Origin of the sequence: Hydrogenophaga aromaticivorans (assembly GCF_013387465.1) — a bacterium.
Lineage (GTDB): Bacteria > Pseudomonadota > Gammaproteobacteria > Burkholderiales > Burkholderiaceae_C > Hydrogenophaga > Hydrogenophaga aromaticivorans.
This window is the reverse complement of the sequence record NZ_VYGV01000001.1, coordinates 307,177-322,773: the sequence shown is the minus strand read 5'-3', so window position 1 is coordinate 322,773 and position 15,597 is coordinate 307,177. Positions and strand designations below refer to the sequence as shown.

The following is a 15,597-nucleotide window of genomic DNA, read 5'->3' as shown; positions in this document are numbered from 1 at the left end:
ACACTGCCCGCACCGTAAAACCCGACCCCGTTTCAACATGACCTCTGACACCCCGATCCAGCCGATGGACAACGAAGACTTTGATGCGCTGGACGCCATCCTGGACGACCTGCGCACGCGCGGCGAAGACGTGCCGCAGTGGGAGTTCTGCGAAGGCGCCATGGCCGCGCTGCTGTGCACGCGCCGCCTGGTGTTGCCCGACGAGTTCCTGCCCCTGTTGCTGGGCACGGGCGACAGCCAGCCCGGTGTGGCCAGCGGCGAAGAGGGTGACACCTGGTTCGCCGATGAGGCGCAATACGCGCAGTTCATGACCCTCTGGACACGCCGCTGGAACGAGGTGGCCAGCGCGCTGGGTGCGAATGTGGAAACGCTGGAGGACGAACGCAGCTACCACCCCGAGGTGATGGACGTGCGCGGCGCCGTCGCGGGTTTGCCCGAGGCGGAACGCGCCGAAATCGGCGATCAGGAGCTGCCAGCGTTTGCGCAGGTCTGGGCGTTGGGCTTCATGTTCGTGGTGGAAAACTGGGCCGAAGAATGGGCCGAGCCGCGCGACAAGGAAGTCGTGGCCATGCTCAACGATGCGCTGGAAGCGATCGTGGTCCTGACCGAAGACGACACCGACGAACCCACGGTGTGCATGCACAGCGAAGATGGCCCGCCGAGCGTGAGCGACGAGCGCCTGAATGCGTTTGGTGCGGCGATCTGGGCGGTGTACGACCTGCGCCAGATCTGGCAGAGCCTGGGGCCGCGCGTGGAGCCGGCACGCAAGGCGGACGAACCCGGCCGCAACGATCCCTGCCCCTGCGGCAGCGGGAAGAAATACAAAAAGTGCCACGGCGCCTGAGCCCGGCAGTGGTGTTGGCTCTTGGCGCGTGAGACGGGGTCTCAACCCAGCGTTCACGCGGGCGCGCTTCCAGCACACGCCGAGGATCCGGCTTCGCCGGTTCAAGGGCGTGGTCCCCCTGGGGGGAAGCCGCGCAGCGGCGCAGGGGGTGTCAACTCTTCTGCATCTCGCGCAACAGGGTCAGCACCCGCGCGCGGCTGCGCTCGAACTCGGTGTTGAGCAGGGTGCTCGCGCGGGCCATGCGGTTGTTGCGGGCCAGCGCCAGCGCCTGAGACGCCATGGTGTGAAGCCGGAGGTGCTCCTGCTGCAGGTCGAGAAAGCGTGGGTCCCGGTCGGCCATGCGCGGGTGCATCCGGGCCAGCCACTGGCCGAGATCGCAGTGGTGCGCATCGGGCAGCGGCCTGATGTCGTGGGTCTGGGTCGAATCCACCGCCAGATGTTCGTTGAAGAGCACGCACCATTCCAGGTGGTGAATGACCGCTGCCTGGGTGTCGAGGCGCTCGGGCCGCAGCGCGGTGGTCGGGCCCGGCGTGGACAGACGCGATGCCCCCGGCGCGGAACGGTTGGGCATGAACGAGAGCAGCCAGGGCAGGCGTTGAAGCAGTTGCTGGAATCTCATGGCTTGGGGTGTGTGACAAGGCCCCGCCATCGCTCCGTGGGCCAGCGGGTGCAACCCGTCACCTTAGTGGCGCGGGCCAAACGGGACGCGGGCAGCCTGTCAGAAGTGACAACACCGGCCTTGGGGGTGCCATTTTTTGGTGTGGATGCATCAGTGGTGTGACGCATTGCACACTGAGTGGGCCGATCCGAGGGACGGACGGCGGCATCAGTTCAGCAGCTCAAAGTCCGCCTGGGCCAGCGTCTGGCCGTTCACCTGCAGTTCGATGCGGTGCGGGCCGGGGTAGAGCACGCGCGTGGTGACCGGGCGCAGGCTGTGGCGTTTGCCCAGTGTGCGCTGCTCGCCGGGGCCCAGCGTGAGCTTCCAGCCCTTGAACACCTTGGGCGAGGTGGACCCGTTGGCGCGCACGTGGTGCACCACGTAGTCCACCAACAGGTCCTGTGGCTCTGGGCTGCTGGACGCCAGCGAGACCGCCAGCGCGATCTCGCCGCCCACGGCGGCGCGGGTGGCCGAGAGGCTGAGCGAGACCGTGCCCCGCAGGCCCTGGCCCAGACCCCAGGCGGACAGGGTGGGCGCGTGGCCCCGTTTGATCAGGCTGCGGCTGGCGTGGCGCAACAGGGCCGTGCGCGCCGGGCTGGCGGTAAGCAGGTGTTGGTGCACCCAGTCGGCGACCAGCTCGGGGTGGTCCTTGGCGATGTCGTTCAGGTGGTTGGCCACGCTGCGTCGCACGTAGGCGCTGGGGTCGTCCTGCAGGGCGCGCAGCAGCGGCAGCGTGGGGGCCGGGTCGGCCACCAGCGCCTGCAGCCGCAGACCCCAGGGCAGGCGCGGGCGGCTGCCCTCGCTCACGAGCCGGCGCACGTGGGCGCTGGGGTCGTTCACCCAGGTGCTGATCGTGGTCAGGGTGGCGTCGGGATGCCGCTGGATGAAGGGGCGGATCGCGAACTCGGCCGAGAAACGCTGCGTGAGCGCGTGCAGGCAGCGCAGGGCGCGCGGTACATCGGTCATGCCGCGGCGCGCCACGTAGTCGCCCATGGACCAGACCACCCAGCCCGAGAGACCGGCTTCGCTCTGCGCAGCGCTCAGCGCCGAAGGTTCGCCCTGGGCGTCGAGCGGGATCGGGGGTGCCAGACTGGCTTCGAGCAGGTCGGCCGCGGCCTCGAAGTCGGGCGGCAGCGTGGCCTCCAGCGCATCGGCGAGCTGCATGGCGCGGGCCTTGAATTCGAGGGCTTCCAGCCCGTGGCCGGCAGATTGTTCGAAGCGCGGGCGGTCGAAACCGGGCCAGACGCGCTGCAGGTGTTGCCCGGCGCGGGCGACCGTGCCGGCGTTGATGAGGTTCTTGAAGGGTTCGGCCATGGGGTGGTGGTTCAGAGGAGGGTCTGTGGCACGGCCTGTGCAAGGAAATCGTACACGGCGCGGATGCGCGCGCTGCTGCGGATCTCGCGGTGCACCGTGAGCCAGATCGGCAGTGGCGGGATGCGCAATTGCGGCAGCACCCGCTGCACCGCCGGGTCGGTGCGCAGCAGGTAGTCGGCCACGAAGCCAATGCCCATTCCCGCGCGCACCGCACTCCAGTAGGCCATCAGGTCGTCGGTGCGCAGCACGAGGCGTTCGCGTGGCACGTCGTGCCCGAGGGCGGCAAAACCGCGCGGAATGTCCATCACCTGATCGTTGCCCACGAGGTCGTGCTGCAACAGGTCGGCGGGTTCGGCCGGTGTGCCGCGGCGGGCGAGGTAGTCGCGGTGCGCGCAGGCGCTCAGACCCACCTGGCCAATGCGCCGCGCCACCAGCGAGGCCTGAACGGGGCGCACCATGCGCAGCGCGATGTCGGCCTCGCGGCGCAGCAGGTTGCTCACCGCGTTGCTGGCGACGAGTTCCACCTGGATGCCGGGCAGGGTCTGGCGCATCTGGGCCAGCAGCGGAGGCAGCAGCACGCAGGCAACAGGCTGGCTGGCCGAAATCCGCACCGTGCCTTCGAGCGTGGACCGCGACGCGCCCACGCTGCTCAGCAGCGCCAGCGCGCCCGATTCCATGGCGCGCGCCGCTTCGGCCAGACGCAGGCCGGCGGGTGTGGGCGCCAGGCCGCGGCCTGTGCGCTCGAACAGCACCGTGCCCAGCTGCGTCTCCAGCTCGCTGATGTGTCGGCCCACGGTGGGCTGGCTGCTGCCCAGTGCCCGGGCGGCGGCCAGCAGGCTGCCGTGTTCGTGGGCCGCCAGAAAGGCCGGCACAAGGTTCCAGTTGAAATGGTGGGTATTCATGACTGAATAGCTGGTACGCCTGTTTCTGTATTGTGCGGGCGCTCTCCGGGTTCCACAATGGACCACGGCATCGGCGCGATGCCACCGATACGGGCTCTGGTCTGACAGGAGGTTCTTCATGCAACGCAGACAGTTTGTCCGGATCGCCGGGGGCGGTGTGGTGCTGGCCGCCACCGCCGGCGTGGCGGGCTGCAGCGCCGAGCTGCCGTCCGAGGCCCTGCAGGCCTGGACGCCCCCGCAGGAAACCGGTGACGTGCGGCGCTGGCTGCTGGCGCACGCGGTGCTGGCGCCGCATTCGCACAACCTGCAGTCCTGGCTGGTGGATCTGGGTGTGGCCGACCAGATCACGCTGTTCCTGGACCGAACCCGCCTGTTGCCCGAGACCGACCCGTACGCCCGCCAGATGATGATGAGCCAGGGCACGTTTCTGGAGCTGCTCGATCTGGCCGCGCGGCAGCGGGGCTTGCGCGCCGAGGTCGAGCTGTTCCCTGAAAGTGTTTTCGATGCGCGCTCGGTGGATGGTCGGCCGACGGCGCGGCTGCGCCTGGTGCCCGATGCCGCGGTGCGGCCCGATCCGCTGTTTGCCCAGATCTTCCACCGCCACACCAACCGCGAAGCCTACGGGCAGCGGGCGCCAGAGGCCGCCGCGGTGCAGGCCGTGGCGTCGAGCGTGGCGCCCCACGGGGTGCGCGTGGGGTTCATCGACGGCGCACAACCCGAACTGCTGCAGCGCCACCGGGCCATCGCCATGGAAGCCTGGCGCATCGAGATGAGCACGCCACGCACGCTGCTGGAGTCTTACCAGGTGCTGCGCATCGGTCCCCGGGAGATCACGCAGCACCGCGACGGCATCGCCATCAACGATCCGCTGCTCCGCGCCATCACCGCATTGGGCTTGTTTGACCGCAGCCAACCGTCGGCGCCGGACAGCATGGCCGTGAGCGGTCAGATCGACGACTTCAACGCCAAACTGGCCAGCACACCGGCGTTTTTCTGGATGGTGACCGAGGGCAACGACCGCCGCACCCAGATCAACGCGGGCCGGGCCTACGTGCGGGCGCAACTGGCGGCGACGGCCCAGGGCCTGTCCATGCACCCCTTGCAGCAGGCGCTGGAGGAGTATCCGGAGCAGGCGGGCCCCTACGCCGCGATCCACGGGCTGCTGGCCGCACCCCCGGCAAGCCACACGGTGCAGATGTGGGCACGACTCGGTTACGCGCCGCCGGTGGGGCCGGCGCCTCGGCGAGGGGTTGAAGCACACATCCTGCCGCCCAAGGCCTGAGGGGCTCAGGCCAGGCGCTGCAACAACCCGGCGAGGGCGTGAGCGACGGTGGCCTGGCGCACGGCGGCGCGGTCGCCGTCGAAGTGGCGGTGTTCGGTCGAGACGCCGGTCGGCGTGGCCCAGCCGAACCACACGGTGCCGACGGGTTTTTCGGGGCTGCCGCCGGTGGGGCCGGCGACACCGGTCACGGCCACCGCCCAGTGCACATGGGCATGGGCCAAAGCCCCCGCCGCCATGGCACGCGCCACCGGTTCGCTCACCGCGCCGTGCGCCTCGATCAACACCGCCGGCACGCCCAACAGCTCGGTCTTGGCGGCGTTGGAATAGGTCACGAAGCCGCGTTCAAACCAGTCGCTCGACCCGCTGATTTCGGTGCAGGCGCCCGCGATGAGACCACCGGTGCAGCTCTCGGCCGTGGCCATCATCTGGCCACGCGCCTTGAGTGTGGTGGCCAGTTGTTCGACCAATGGGGAAATGGACGGTGTGTTCATGAAAGCAAGGGTGCGGCTACGCGCAGCGAGCAAGCGATGGGGGTGGTCCTAATACTTCCAGATCGCGATCACCAGCAGCGTGCAGAGCGCCGCCGCAAAATCGTCGAGCAGGATACCGAAGCCGCCGCGTGGGCCGAAGCCCTTGAAGGTCCGGTCGGCCCAGGCCATGGGACCGATCTTCACGGCGTCGAACACGCGGAACAAGACAAACGCATAGAGCTGCCCCCAGAAGCTGGTGGGCGACACCAGCCAGAGCACCAGCCAGAAGGCGACCACTTCGTCCCAGACGATGTGGCCTGAATCGGCGATGCGCATGTGCACCGCGGTCACGGTGCAGGCCCACCAGCCGATCAGCGTGCCCAGCCCGATCAGGGTGGCCCAGCCGGCGTGGGACATCGAGGGCTGCAGCAACGCGAACACGGCCCAGGCCCAGAGCGTGCCCACGGTGCCGGGGGCCCAGCGGGCCAGCCCCGAACCCGCGCCGAGGGCGATGAAATGCGCCGGGTGGGCGAACAGAAAACGCAGGGTCGGCCGTGCCATCGGGGCAGGGTCTGCGGCGGGCCGCGCGGGGGTCTCGCGCGGAGGGAGATCGGTGTCAACCATCATGGACCGATTATGGAACGCGGGTGCGGGGCAGGCCGCAGGGGGCCGGTCAGGCGAAGTGGTCGAACCCGCGGGTGGGCACGGCCACGGTCTGGCCCTGCGTGCCGATCAGGCGCAGTTGACCGGCGTTGGGCGTGATGCAGCCGATGCGGTGCACCGGCGTCTGGCTGGCGCGGGCCGCGGCTTGCACCCGCTCCCGATCACCGGGCGCTGCCGTGAAGAGCAGTTCGTAGTCGTCGCCCCCATGCAGCAGGCATTCGAACCGCCGGTCCTCGGGCAGGCCCGCCAGGTCGGGTGGCAGGGGCAGGGCCGCCAGTTCCAGGTGCGCACCGACACGGCTGGCACGCAGGATGTGGCCGAGATCGCCCGCGAGACCATCGCTCACGTCGATGGCCGCGTGGGCCAGGCCCGCCAGCGCCTGGCCGAGCGCCACGCGGGGCGCCGGACGCTCCAGCCGTTCGCGCAGCCGGGACAGGGCACCGGGTCCGCTGTGGGCGGTGGCCCAAGGGGTGCCCCGCAGCAGTTCCAGCGCCAGCCGGGCCTCACCGACCGCGCCGCTGAGGTAGAGGTCGTCGCCCGCCTGCGCCGCGTCGCGCCGCAGTGCCTGGCCCGGCCGCAGCTCGCCGAAGATGGTGATGCAGAGATTGAGCGGTCCGCGTGTGGTGTCGCCGCCGACCAGTGGGCAGGCGTGGGCGTCGGCCAGCGCGAAGAGACCGCGCGAGAACGCCGTGAGCCAGGCGTCGTCCACCCGGGGCAGGGCCAGCGCGAGCGTGAAGCCCAGCGGGTGCGCGCCCATGGCCGCGAGGTCGCTGAGGTTGACGGCCAGGGCCTTGTGGCCGAGCGCCTCGGGCGCTGCGTCAGGAAAGAAGTGCACGCCCTCGACCAGCATGTCGCTGGAGACGGCGAGCAGGCCACCGGGGCTGGGCTGCAGCAAGGCGCAGTCGTCACCGATGCCCAGCGCAACGGCGGCGACCGAGGGCGGCGCAGTGCGTTGGAAGTGCCGCCGGATGAGGTCGAATTCGCCACCGGCGGTGACCGGTGGATTTTCCCGGGGTGTCATGGGGTGCTCGGGTCGGTCTGGCGCGCCGATGCGCCACCCGTGGCGGGCACCCCGGTTGTGTCGGGCACCCCAGCGCTCGGGCCGGCGATGCCGCGTTCCCAGGGGTCGTCGGCAAGAGCGCTGCCGTCGGCCGTGCGCGCCAGGTAGGCCTCGGCCCAGCGCCGGCTGGCTTCGTCCATGGCATCGCGCCGGGAGTCGGCGGTCCAGGCGGCTTCGATGTCGCTGACGTCTTCGGCCGGCGGCGCGACCTCGGTGCGCGGGGGCAGGAAGAACCCCAGCGGATGGCTGCGCAGGCGGCGGCGCAGGGCGAGGTGGATCAGGCTGCGGTTGACGTCGTTGATGTTCTGCGCCTTCAGGGCCAGGCGGAACGCGAGGTAGAAGCTGACCACCAGGTTCAGCGGTCCGATGGCGACCACGCCGGCGACCGCCCACCAGAAGCCGGGGTCGACCAGCGCCGCCGATCCCAGCGTGACCGCGGCCGCTGCGAGCTGACCCGCTGCCAGGGTCACGTGGCGGATGTCGAGCCCGAGGCCGAAGAACTGGGCAAACGCCGGCACCAGGCCGAGCATGAAGCCCAGCGAGATGTTGGCGGCCAGGCCGGAGATGTTGTCGCGGAAAAACTTCGCCCATCGCGCAGCCCGCTCGGCGCCCAGCGCGCGCGTGAAACGCGGGTTGTAGCGGATGGCGGAGTCGAGGCGGTAGTAGACAAACCAGTTCTCGACCCAGCCGGCGATGATGCTGGAGGCGAACAGCAGCACGCCGGTGAACGCCGCGAACAGTGCGCTCGGCCCGAGCAGGTGCAGCGAGTCCACCACGTGGGCGGCCTGGTCCGCACCGATCATCGGCGCGCCCGTGGCCTGCAACAGAGCGATGCTGATCAGCACCACCACCGGCACCACCAGGCCGACGTTGCCCAGGATGGCCGCAACCTGCGAGCGCAGCAGGTGGGCCACTTCGTCCACAAAGCGCCGCACCGCGCCCGTTTCGTGGATGTTGCGCAGTTTGGCGACCATGGCCGGGGCGGTCACGGCGGGCTGTTTGGTGGCCACGGTGAAATGCAGCAACTGGATCAGCACGAAGGACAGTGCGTAGTTCAGACCGGCCGCGAAGCCGGCCCAGAAGGCCGAGAGCGACAGCGCGATGACGCCGAACTTGGCCCAGGTGGTCAGGCCCAGCACGGCGCCGCCGCCCGCGGCCATGCCCAGCATCTGGCGGTACTCGGCGGCGTTGCGCGTGATGTACTGCTCGCCGGTTTCGGCGCTGCGTTCGGCCACCTTGGCCGCCGTGAGACCGGAACTGTGGGCGATCAGCGCCCGGATGCTGCGGTTGTCCTGTCCGAGCAGGGCCAGATCGGCCAGCAGTGCGGCTGTGGCCCGGTCGGGCTGGTCGGCGAGCATGCAGTCAAGCAGCTGCTGGATGCGCAAGATGCGTTCGGCCAGCTGCCGCAGCCGGAACACGATGCCGACCGACACGCCGTGTTCGTCCAGGTGCGCATAGACCGACTGGGCCGCGACGCGGCACACATCGAGCTGCCGGCGCAGCTTGTCCACCTCGTGGCGCACCTGTCCGCTGCGCGCACCGTGGCGCAGGGCGCTGCGGCGCACGGCCTCGACCTGCACCGGCAGGGCGTGAAAGGCGCGCCGGGCCCGCTCCTCGTGGCTCATGCGGCCACGGACTTCGCTGGCGAAACCGGTGGCGCTGACCTGGCCGACGCAAAAGACGAGCGCATCCAGCAGGGTCGCCTGCCAGTGCGTCGGGACCTGCGCATCGGGCGCCGCGGGGGTGTCGCTGAGCAGCACCTGGCGGAGCTCTTCCAGTGTCCGGGTGTCCAGTGCCTGCAGCCAGCGCACGTCAAAGCGGCTCGGCAGCAGGAGCCCGAACAGGTCGGTGATGTCGCTGGTTTCGGGGGTGCCGGGCAGCAGCTTGCGGCGCAGGCGGTGACCGAGCTCGCTCAGGAAGGCCGTGCGCGGGGCAAAGCCGAAGTCGGCCAGCAGCGGCGTGAGGTCCACCGTCTGCAGGAAACGGGCCCACCAGCGGTGCCAGCGGTTCAGCCAGGCAGGGTCTTCACGGACCGTGGCCAGCAGCTGGCGCACGCGCCCCACGCTGGCCTGAGGGTCTTCGGCTTCGCCGCGCACCCAGCGCAGGGCGTCCATCAGCCAGAGATGGCGCCGGGCCAGGGGCGCCGCGGGGTCCAGCGTGTCGAGCAGTTCGGTGAGCGTCATGAAAGCGTCGAGGAGGGCGCCCGCTGGCCGGCGCCGCGGCCGGCGGTGCTCAGTGGAGCACGCGGGCCGTGCCCGGACCCGTGTCGGAAGCGCTGGCGCTGAGCGCAAATTCGGGCACCGGGGCCTCAAACCGCTCGCCGTCTTCGGCGACGCAGAAAAAACTGCCCCGCATGGTGCCGTTGGGTGTGTGCAGGCGCGTGCCGCTGGTGTACTGGAACGATTCGCCGGGGCGCAGCAGCGGCTGGTTGCCCACCACGCCCAGGCCTTTGACCTCTTCGGTGTGGCCCCGGGCATCGTCGATGATCCAGTGGCGCGAGATCAGCTGCGCCGTCACATCCCCGGTGTTGGTGATGGTGATGGTGTACGCGAAGGCGTAGAGGTCCTCGTCGGGCGTGGACTGCTCGCTCAGGTACTGGGGTTCGACCTCGCAGGTCAACTGGTATTTCGACATGAGCGGCATGTTAACGCGGCGCGGCAAATCCTTGCCGGGCCTGCGAAAATCGGCGCCAGTTCCGTTTCCAACCCCTCCACGCGCCATGACCACCTACCGCATCGCCCCGTCCATCCTCTCCGCCGACTTCGCCCGCCTGGGCGAAGAGGTGAAAAACGTCATCGCTGCCGGCGCCGACTGGATCCATTTCGACGTGATGGACAACCACTACGTGCCCAACCTGACCTTCGGGCCCATGGTCTGCCAGGCCCTGAAACCGCACGCCAGGAAGCCCGACGGCACCCCGGTGCCGATCGACGTGCACCTGATGATCCAGCCGGTGGACGCACTCGCGGGCGCCTTCATCGATGCCGGTGCCGACCTGGTGAGCTTCCACCCCGACGCTTCGGCCCATGTGCACCGCAGCGTGCAGGCGATCAAGGCCAAAGGCTGCAAGGCCGGCCTCACCTTCAACCCGGCCGAGCCGCTGGACGTGCTGGACTACCTGATCGACGACATCGACCTGATCCTGATCATGAGCGTGAACCCCGGCTTCGGCGGTCAGAGCTTCATCGACTCCGCGCTGCGCAAGATCGAAGCGGCCCGCAAGCGCATCGAAGCCAGCGGCAAGGACATCCGCCTGGAGGTGGACGGCGGCATCAAGGCCGACAACATCCGCCGCGTGGCCGACGCGGGTGCCGACACCTTTGTGGCCGGCAGCGCGATCTTTGGCAAGCCGGACTACAAAAGTGTCATCGACGAGATGCGCAAGGCGCTCGCTTGATGCTGGCGGGCATCAAGGCCGTGATCGTCGACCTCGACGGCACGATGGTCGACACGCTGGGCGACTTCGTCGTCGCGCTCAACCACACGCTGGAGGACATCGGTCTGCCACCGGTGGATCGTTTGATGGTCGAGCGCTCGGTGGGCAAGGGCTCCGAGCACCTGGTGCGCACCGTTCTGGACCACCAGCTGGCCCTGCCCGAGGTGGTGGCCGCCGCCGGTGTGGCGCTGAGCTGGCCGCGCGAACAGGTGGGTGAACTGGCGCTGGAGCGTTACCAGCACCACTACCTGTTCATCAACGGCCAACATTCGGAGGTGTACCCGGGGGTGCTGGAAGGTCTGCAGCGCCTGCAGGCCACGGGCCTGCCGATGGCCTGCCTGACCAACAAGCCGCTGGCGTTTGCGCAGGCGCTGCTGGAGATCAAGGGCCTGGACGGGTTCTTTTCCCAGGTGTTCGGCGGCGACAGCTTCGAGCGCAAGAAGCCCGACCCGTTGCCGCTGCTGAAAACCTGCGAAGCGCTGGGCACCTTGCCGGCGCAGACCCTGATGGTGGGTGACTCGCAGAACGACGGCATCGCCGCGCGCGCGGCCGGCTGCCCGGTGGCGCTGGTCAACTACGGCTACAACCACGGCGACCCGATCGCCGAAGCGCCGCACGACCGGTTGATCGGCTCGCTGGTCGAGCTGCTGGACTGACCCGACCCCCGCAGCGCCGGGCCGCCCCAGGCAAGGCCGCACCCCCTCGGGAGGCAGCGACCCGCGCAGCGGCGGACGCTGGGGGCCGAAGTGATTTACTTTTTCTTGCCCAGCAGTGCATCCTTGAGCTGCCAGTCCGCCGGCTTGGGGCCGAGCCAGATGCGCATCAGCGCGTTGAAGAACTCGGGCTCCTTGAACGGTTCACCCTCGACCTTGCCCTTGACCGTGAGCACGGTGCCGGTGCCCGGCACCCAGTCGAGCACGAAGGTTTCGCCCGCGAGCAGCTTCTTGTGGTCGGTGAACACCTGGCTCATGCGGATCACGCCGGGGATCAGCTTGGAAAACGCACTGCGCTCCATGTTGTCTTCCATGCCGCGCGAAAACAGCTTGCCCAGCTCAGCCGAATCGATGTCGCGCAGCATGGTGATGGTCATGCGCCTGGGGCCGGGCGCGGCCAGCACCTGTTCGGTGGTGGTGGCTTTCTGGCCCAGGTACAGGCCGGCGGTGTAGACCTTGAACACCGCCTTGTAGCGCACGCCCGCGCCGTTGAGCTGCAACGGGCTGCCGTTGACGGTGATGCGGTCTTCCAGCTGGACGCCGGCCACGTCGACGGTGGCCGCGCGCGAGAGCCCGGGTGCGAGGCTCAGGATCGCTGCAAGCGCCAGGAGTGCGGTGGGCAGGGTACGCAAAACCCGATGGGGCATGTTCATGGCGGTGTGCCTTTGGGCGGTCCGGGCTGTCGGACGGTTAAAAAAAGAACGGCCGTTCGTAAAAACCGGATTCTGACGGTCCGCCCGGACTCCGGCAACAGGGTTCAACCGTAGAACCAAAGCGTGCAGTCAGGGTACGCGGGTTTTTCGCGGCGGCTTTGCTACACTTTGGCCCCATGTTCAACCCACGCACATCCCTGACGGGCATTCTGCCGAGCCGCAATGGCCGGGGAGCCTGGCCCTGGCGCAAGCCAGCGTAAACGTGCACTCCCCCCGGAGGTGCGCTGGTTCCGGTCCGCCCCTGTTGACCCGCCCGCGCCACCCCACTCCCCGAACCCGGCAGCCGGTCTGACCGGGACCCCCAGAAAAACGGTTTCCCCCGCTGCGGCGCAGCCAGAAGCCGATGGAGCGTCTGAACATGATCACCGAACTCGAATTCAAGAGCCTGGCCAGCCAGGGCTACAACCGCATCCCGCTGATGGCCGAGGCCTTCGCTGACCTCGAAACCCCGCTCTCGCTGTACCTCAAGCTCGCCCACGGGCGTGGCGACGGCAAATACAGCTTCCTGCTCGAATCCGTCGTCGGCGGCGAGCGCTTCGGCCGCTACAGCTTCATCGGCCTGCCCGCGCGCACGCTGCTGCGGGCCAGCGGCTTCGGCGCCGAGGCCAAAACCGAGGTGGTGCGCGACGGCGTGGTGGTGGAAATCAACTACGGCAATCCGCTGGACTTCATCGCCGCCTACCAGCAGCGCTTCAAGGTGGCGCTGCGGCCTGGGCTGCCGCGTTTTTGCGGCGGTCTGGCCGGTTACTTCGGCTACGACGCGGTGCGCTACATCGAGAAGAAGCTCGAAGCCAGTTGCCCGCCCGACACCCTGGGCTGCCCCGACATCCTGCTGCTGCAGTGCGAAGAGCTGGCGGTCATCGACAACCTCTCGGGCAAGCTCTACCTGATCGTCTACGCCGACCCGGCCCAGCCCGAGGCCTACGCCAACGCCAAGAAGCGCGTGCGCGAACTGAAGGAAGCGCTGAAGTATTCGGTGAGCGCGCCGGTGGTCAAACCCAGCCAGAGTTTCCCGGCCGAACGCGACTTTGCCAAAGCCGACTACATCGCTGCGGTGGAGCGCGCCAAGGAGCTGATCGCCGGCGGCGACTTCATGCAGGTGCAGGTGGGACAACGCATCAAGAAGCGCTACACCGAGTCGCCGCTCTCGTTGTACCGCGCCCTGCGTTCGCTGAACCCCAGCCCCTACATGTATTACTACCACTTTGGGGACTTCCACGTGGTGGGTGCCTCGCCCGAGATCCTGGTGCGGCAGGAGCAGGTCGATGAGGGTCAGAAGGTCATCATCCGGCCGCTCGCCGGCACCCGACCGCGCGGCGCCACGCCCGAGAAAGACAAGGCGACCGAAATCGAACTGGTGAACGACCCGAAAGAGCGCGCCGAACACGTGATGCTGATCGACCTGGCGCGCAACGACATCGGCCGCATCGCCAAGATCGGCAGCGTCAAGGTGACCGAGGCCTTTGCGGTGGAGCGCTACAGCCATGTGATGCACATCGTGAGCAACGTCGAAGGCACGCTGGTGGACGGTATGACGAACATGGACGTGCTGAAAGCCACCTTTCCCGCCGGCACGTTGACCGGCGCGCCCAAGGTGCACGCGATGGAGCTGATCGACCAGCTGGAGCCCACCAAGCGCGGTCTCTACGGAGGGGCCTGCGGCTACCTCAGCTACGCCGGTGACATGGACGTGGCCATCGCCATCCGCACCGGCATCATCAAGGACCAGATGCTCTACGTGCAGGCGGCCGCGGGGGTCGTGGCTGATTCCATTCCCGAGATGGAGTGGAGGGAAACCGAACACAAGGCCCGCGCGCTGTTGCGTGCGGCGGAGCTGGTGGAAGAAGGCCTGGAGTGAACACCATGAACACGAACAAAAAGATCCAGCTCCTGATGGTCGACAACTACGACTCGTTCACTTACAACATCGTGCAGTACTTCGGTGAACTCGGTGCGGACGTGACCGTGGTGCGCAACGACGAAATCACGGTCGACGAGATCCAGCGTCGGCTCGATGCCGGCCAGATCGATCGCCTGGTCATTTCTCCCGGCCCTTGCTCGCCGGCAGAAGCCGGCATCTCGGTGCCGGCGATCCAGCACTTCGCCGGCAAGCTGCCCATCCTGGGCGTGTGCCTGGGCCACCAGAGCATCGGCGCGGCCTTCGGCGGCAAGATCATCCGTGCGCAGGAGCTGATGCACGGCAAGACCAGCGTCATCACGACCACACAGGAAGGCGTGTTCGCCGATCTGCCGGAGCAGTTCACCGTCAACCGCTACCACTCGCTGGCCATTCAACGCGAGACTTGCCCCGACTGCCTGAAGGTCACGGCCTGGACACCCGACGGTGAGATCATGGGCGTGAAGCACAAGACACTGGCCATCGAAGGCGTGCAGTTCCACCCGGAAAGCATCCTCACCGAGCACGGGCACGCGATGCTCAAGAACTTCCTGGAGCAGGCTGCATGAAGACTGTTGATCTCAGAAGCGACACGGTCACGCAGCCGACCGAGGCCATGCGCGCTGCCATGATGGCCGCGCCCCTGGGCGACGACGTGTTCGGCGACGACCCCACGGTCAACGCGCTGCAGGAACGCATTGCCGCCATCACCGGCAAGGCCGCCGCGCTCTTCATGCCCTCGGGCACGCAGAGCAACCTCTGCGGCATCCTGGCGCACTGTGGCCGGGGCGACGAGTACATCGTGGGCCAGCTGGCCCACACCTACCGCTACGAAGGTGGTGGCGCAGCCGTGTTCGGCAGCGTGCAGCCGCAGCCGCTGCTGCAGGACGCCGCGGGCCGCATGGCACTCGCCGACATTGGTGCCGCCATCAAACCGGACGACCCCCATTTCGCGCGCACCCGCCTGCTGTGCCTGGAGAACACCTGGAATGGCCATGTGATGCCCGATCACTACCTGCGGGACGCTACGGCGTTGGCGCGCGAACACGGGCTGGCCACGCACCTGGACGGCGCGCGGGTGTTCAACGCGGCGGTGGCCTCGGCCGCCACCGGGCAGGGTGTGCACGCACGTGTGCGCGAAATCGCTGACCACTTCGACAGCCTCTCGGTCTGCTTCAGCAAGGGGCTCGGCGCGCCGGTGGGCTCGGCGCTGTGCGGTTCGCAGGAGCTGATCCGGAGCGCCCGCCGCATCCGCAAGATGGCGGGCGGCGGGCTGCGCCAGGCCGGCCTGCTGGCGGCCTGTGCGCTGCACGCACTCGACCACCATGTGGACCGTCTGGCAGACGACCACGTCAACGCGCGCCGCCTGGCTGAAGGCCTGAGCGGCATCGAGGGACTGACCGTGAAATCGGCTCAGACAAACATCGTCTTCGTCGATGTGGCCGAGGGCCGGGGGCCGACGCTGCTGGACTTCCTGAAAGCACACGGCGTGCTGGCCACCGGCCTGATCGGCCTGCGTTTCGTCACCCACCTCGACGTGGACGCGGCGGGCATCGATCGCGCCATCGACACCGTGCGCCGCTTCTTTGCCGAAGCACCTGCTGTTCCGGCCAGCGCCGCGCGTACCGGCCCCTACTGAGCATCC

At 68.6% G+C, this 15,597-nt stretch carries 16 protein-coding genes; 7 read left to right on the top strand and 9 right to left on the bottom strand.

From position 1 onward, the window contains the following. Positions 1-37 precede the first annotated feature (37 nt). On the top strand, positions 38-844 hold the full coding sequence (locus F3K02_RS01540; RefSeq protein WP_177132785.1) for a YecA/YgfB family protein: 807 nt from the start codon (positions 38-40) through the stop codon (positions 842-844). A gap of 151 nt (positions 845-995) precedes the next feature. Here the strand turns inward: F3K02_RS01540 and F3K02_RS01535 are convergent, their stop codons facing one another. From F3K02_RS01535 to F3K02_RS01525, 3 genes are all read right to left on the bottom strand, one after another. After that, on the bottom strand, positions 996-1,463 hold the full coding sequence (locus tag F3K02_RS01535; protein WP_177132544.1) for a CZB domain-containing protein: 468 nt from the start codon (positions 1,461-1,463) through the stop codon (positions 996-998). Positions 1,464-1,670: 207 nt separating this feature from the next. After that, positions 1,671-2,816: a DNA alkylation repair protein gene (locus tag F3K02_RS01530; protein WP_177132542.1), complete on the bottom strand. Its 1,146-nt coding sequence runs from the start codon at positions 2,814-2,816 to the stop codon at positions 1,671-1,673. Positions 2,817-2,827: 11 nt separating this feature from the next. After that, positions 2,828-3,718 (bottom strand): LysR family transcriptional regulator, encoded by an 891-nt coding sequence (locus F3K02_RS01525; protein ID WP_177132540.1) that lies wholly within the window; start codon positions 3,716-3,718, stop codon positions 2,828-2,830. Between the two features lie 118 nt (positions 3,719-3,836). On the opposite strand from F3K02_RS01525, the gene F3K02_RS01520 reads away from it, so the two are divergent. Continuing rightward, positions 3,837-5,000, top strand: coding sequence for an Acg family FMN-binding oxidoreductase (locus F3K02_RS01520; protein ID WP_177132538.1), 1,164 nt, complete (start codon positions 3,837-3,839; stop codon positions 4,998-5,000). 5 nt (positions 5,001-5,005) lie between these two features. Here the strand turns inward: F3K02_RS01520 and F3K02_RS01515 are convergent, their stop codons facing one another. From F3K02_RS01515 to apaG, 5 genes are all read right to left on the bottom strand, one after another. Continuing rightward, a complete protein-coding gene (locus F3K02_RS01515) occupies positions 5,006-5,491 on the bottom strand; it encodes a CinA family protein (protein ID WP_177132536.1) in 486 nt (161 codons plus the stop codon). Positions 5,492-5,539: 48 nt separating this feature from the next. Further along, positions 5,540-6,031 carry a phosphatidylglycerophosphatase A family protein gene (locus tag F3K02_RS01510; RefSeq protein WP_177132783.1) on the bottom strand — a complete coding sequence of 164 codons (492 nt, stop codon included), beginning with the start codon at positions 6,029-6,031 and terminating at the stop codon, positions 5,540-5,542. Between the two features lie 112 nt (positions 6,032-6,143). After that, positions 6,144-7,154, bottom strand: coding sequence for a thiamine-phosphate kinase (thiL, locus tag F3K02_RS01505; protein ID WP_177132534.1), 1,011 nt, complete (start codon positions 7,152-7,154; stop codon positions 6,144-6,146). After that, positions 7,151-9,376, bottom strand: coding sequence for a site-specific recombinase (locus F3K02_RS01500; RefSeq protein WP_177132532.1), 2,226 nt, complete (start codon positions 9,374-9,376; stop codon positions 7,151-7,153). The genes thiL and F3K02_RS01500 overlap by 4 nt, the downstream gene beginning before the upstream one ends. A 49-nt stretch (positions 9,377-9,425) precedes the next feature. Beyond that, positions 9,426-9,827 carry a Co2+/Mg2+ efflux protein ApaG gene (gene apaG / locus F3K02_RS01495; RefSeq protein ID WP_177132530.1) on the bottom strand — a complete coding sequence of 134 codons (402 nt, stop codon included), beginning with the start codon at positions 9,825-9,827 and terminating at the stop codon, positions 9,426-9,428. An 85-nt stretch (positions 9,828-9,912) separates the two neighbouring features. Here apaG and rpe point away from each other — a divergent pair, with 85 nt between their 5' ends. Further along, positions 9,913-10,590, top strand: a complete 678-nt coding sequence (rpe, locus tag F3K02_RS01490) for a ribulose-phosphate 3-epimerase (protein WP_177132525.1) — start codon at positions 9,913-9,915, stop codon at positions 10,588-10,590. Continuing rightward, positions 10,590-11,285, top strand: a complete 696-nt coding sequence (gene gph, locus F3K02_RS01485) for a phosphoglycolate phosphatase (protein WP_177132523.1) — start codon at positions 10,590-10,592, stop codon at positions 11,283-11,285. Before rpe ends, gph begins: the two co-directional genes overlap by 1 nt. A gap of 95 nt (positions 11,286-11,380) precedes the next feature. On the opposite strand, the gene F3K02_RS01480 is transcribed toward gph, so the two are convergent. Further along, positions 11,381-11,989, bottom strand: coding sequence for a chalcone isomerase family protein (locus tag F3K02_RS01480; RefSeq protein WP_177132781.1), 609 nt, complete (start codon positions 11,987-11,989; stop codon positions 11,381-11,383). 424 nt (positions 11,990-12,413) lie between these two features. Here F3K02_RS01480 and trpE point away from each other — a divergent pair, with 424 nt between their 5' ends. The 3 genes from trpE to ltaE are packed head-to-tail and all read left to right on the top strand — an operon-like array spanning position 12,414 to position 15,591. Next, a complete protein-coding gene (gene trpE, locus F3K02_RS01475) occupies positions 12,414-13,913 on the top strand; it encodes an anthranilate synthase component I (protein ID WP_177132521.1) in 1,500 nt (499 codons plus the stop codon). Between the two features lie 5 nt (positions 13,914-13,918). Further along, positions 13,919-14,521, top strand: coding sequence for an anthranilate synthase component II (locus F3K02_RS01470; RefSeq protein WP_177132519.1), 603 nt, complete (start codon positions 13,919-13,921; stop codon positions 14,519-14,521). Continuing rightward, positions 14,518-15,591, top strand: coding sequence for a low-specificity L-threonine aldolase (ltaE, locus tag F3K02_RS01465; RefSeq protein WP_177132517.1), 1,074 nt, complete (start codon positions 14,518-14,520; stop codon positions 15,589-15,591). Before F3K02_RS01470 ends, ltaE begins: the two co-directional genes overlap by 4 nt. Positions 15,592-15,597 lie beyond the last annotated feature (6 nt).

Coding starts and splice junctions, on each gene's coding strand:
- F3K02_RS01510 (WP_177132783.1), bottom strand. CDS start 6,031: ATGGCACGGCCGACCCTGCGTTTTCTGTTCGCCCACCCGGCGCATTTC.
- F3K02_RS01470 (WP_177132519.1), top strand. CDS start 13,919: ATGAACACGAACAAAAAGATCCAGCTCCTGATGGTCGACAACTACGAC.
- F3K02_RS01535 (WP_177132544.1), bottom strand. CDS start 1,463: ATGAGATTCCAGCAACTGCTTCAACGCCTGCCCTGGCTGCTCTCGTTC.
- trpE (WP_177132521.1), top strand. CDS start 12,414: ATGATCACCGAACTCGAATTCAAGAGCCTGGCCAGCCAGGGCTACAAC.
- apaG (WP_177132530.1), bottom strand. CDS start 9,827: ATGTCGAAATACCAGTTGACCTGCGAGGTCGAACCCCAGTACCTGAGC.
- F3K02_RS01525 (WP_177132540.1), bottom strand. CDS start 3,718: ATGAATACCCACCATTTCAACTGGAACCTTGTGCCGGCCTTTCTGGCG.
- F3K02_RS01515 (WP_177132536.1), bottom strand. CDS start 5,491: ATGAACACACCGTCCATTTCCCCATTGGTCGAACAACTGGCCACCACA.
- thiL (WP_177132534.1), bottom strand. CDS start 7,154: ATGACACCCCGGGAAAATCCACCGGTCACCGCCGGTGGCGAATTCGAC.
- F3K02_RS01540 (WP_177132785.1), top strand. CDS start 38: ATGACCTCTGACACCCCGATCCAGCCGATGGACAACGAAGACTTTGAT.
- gph (WP_177132523.1), top strand. CDS start 10,590: ATGCTGGCGGGCATCAAGGCCGTGATCGTCGACCTCGACGGCACGATG.
- F3K02_RS01530 (WP_177132542.1), bottom strand. CDS start 2,816: ATGGCCGAACCCTTCAAGAACCTCATCAACGCCGGCACGGTCGCCCGC.
- F3K02_RS01500 (WP_177132532.1), bottom strand. CDS start 9,376: ATGACGCTCACCGAACTGCTCGACACGCTGGACCCCGCGGCGCCCCTG.
- F3K02_RS01480 (WP_177132781.1), bottom strand. CDS start 11,989: ATGCCCCATCGGGTTTTGCGTACCCTGCCCACCGCACTCCTGGCGCTT.
- F3K02_RS01520 (WP_177132538.1), top strand. CDS start 3,837: ATGCAACGCAGACAGTTTGTCCGGATCGCCGGGGGCGGTGTGGTGCTG.
- ltaE (WP_177132517.1), top strand. CDS start 14,518: ATGAAGACTGTTGATCTCAGAAGCGACACGGTCACGCAGCCGACCGAG.
- rpe (WP_177132525.1), top strand. CDS start 9,913: ATGACCACCTACCGCATCGCCCCGTCCATCCTCTCCGCCGACTTCGCC.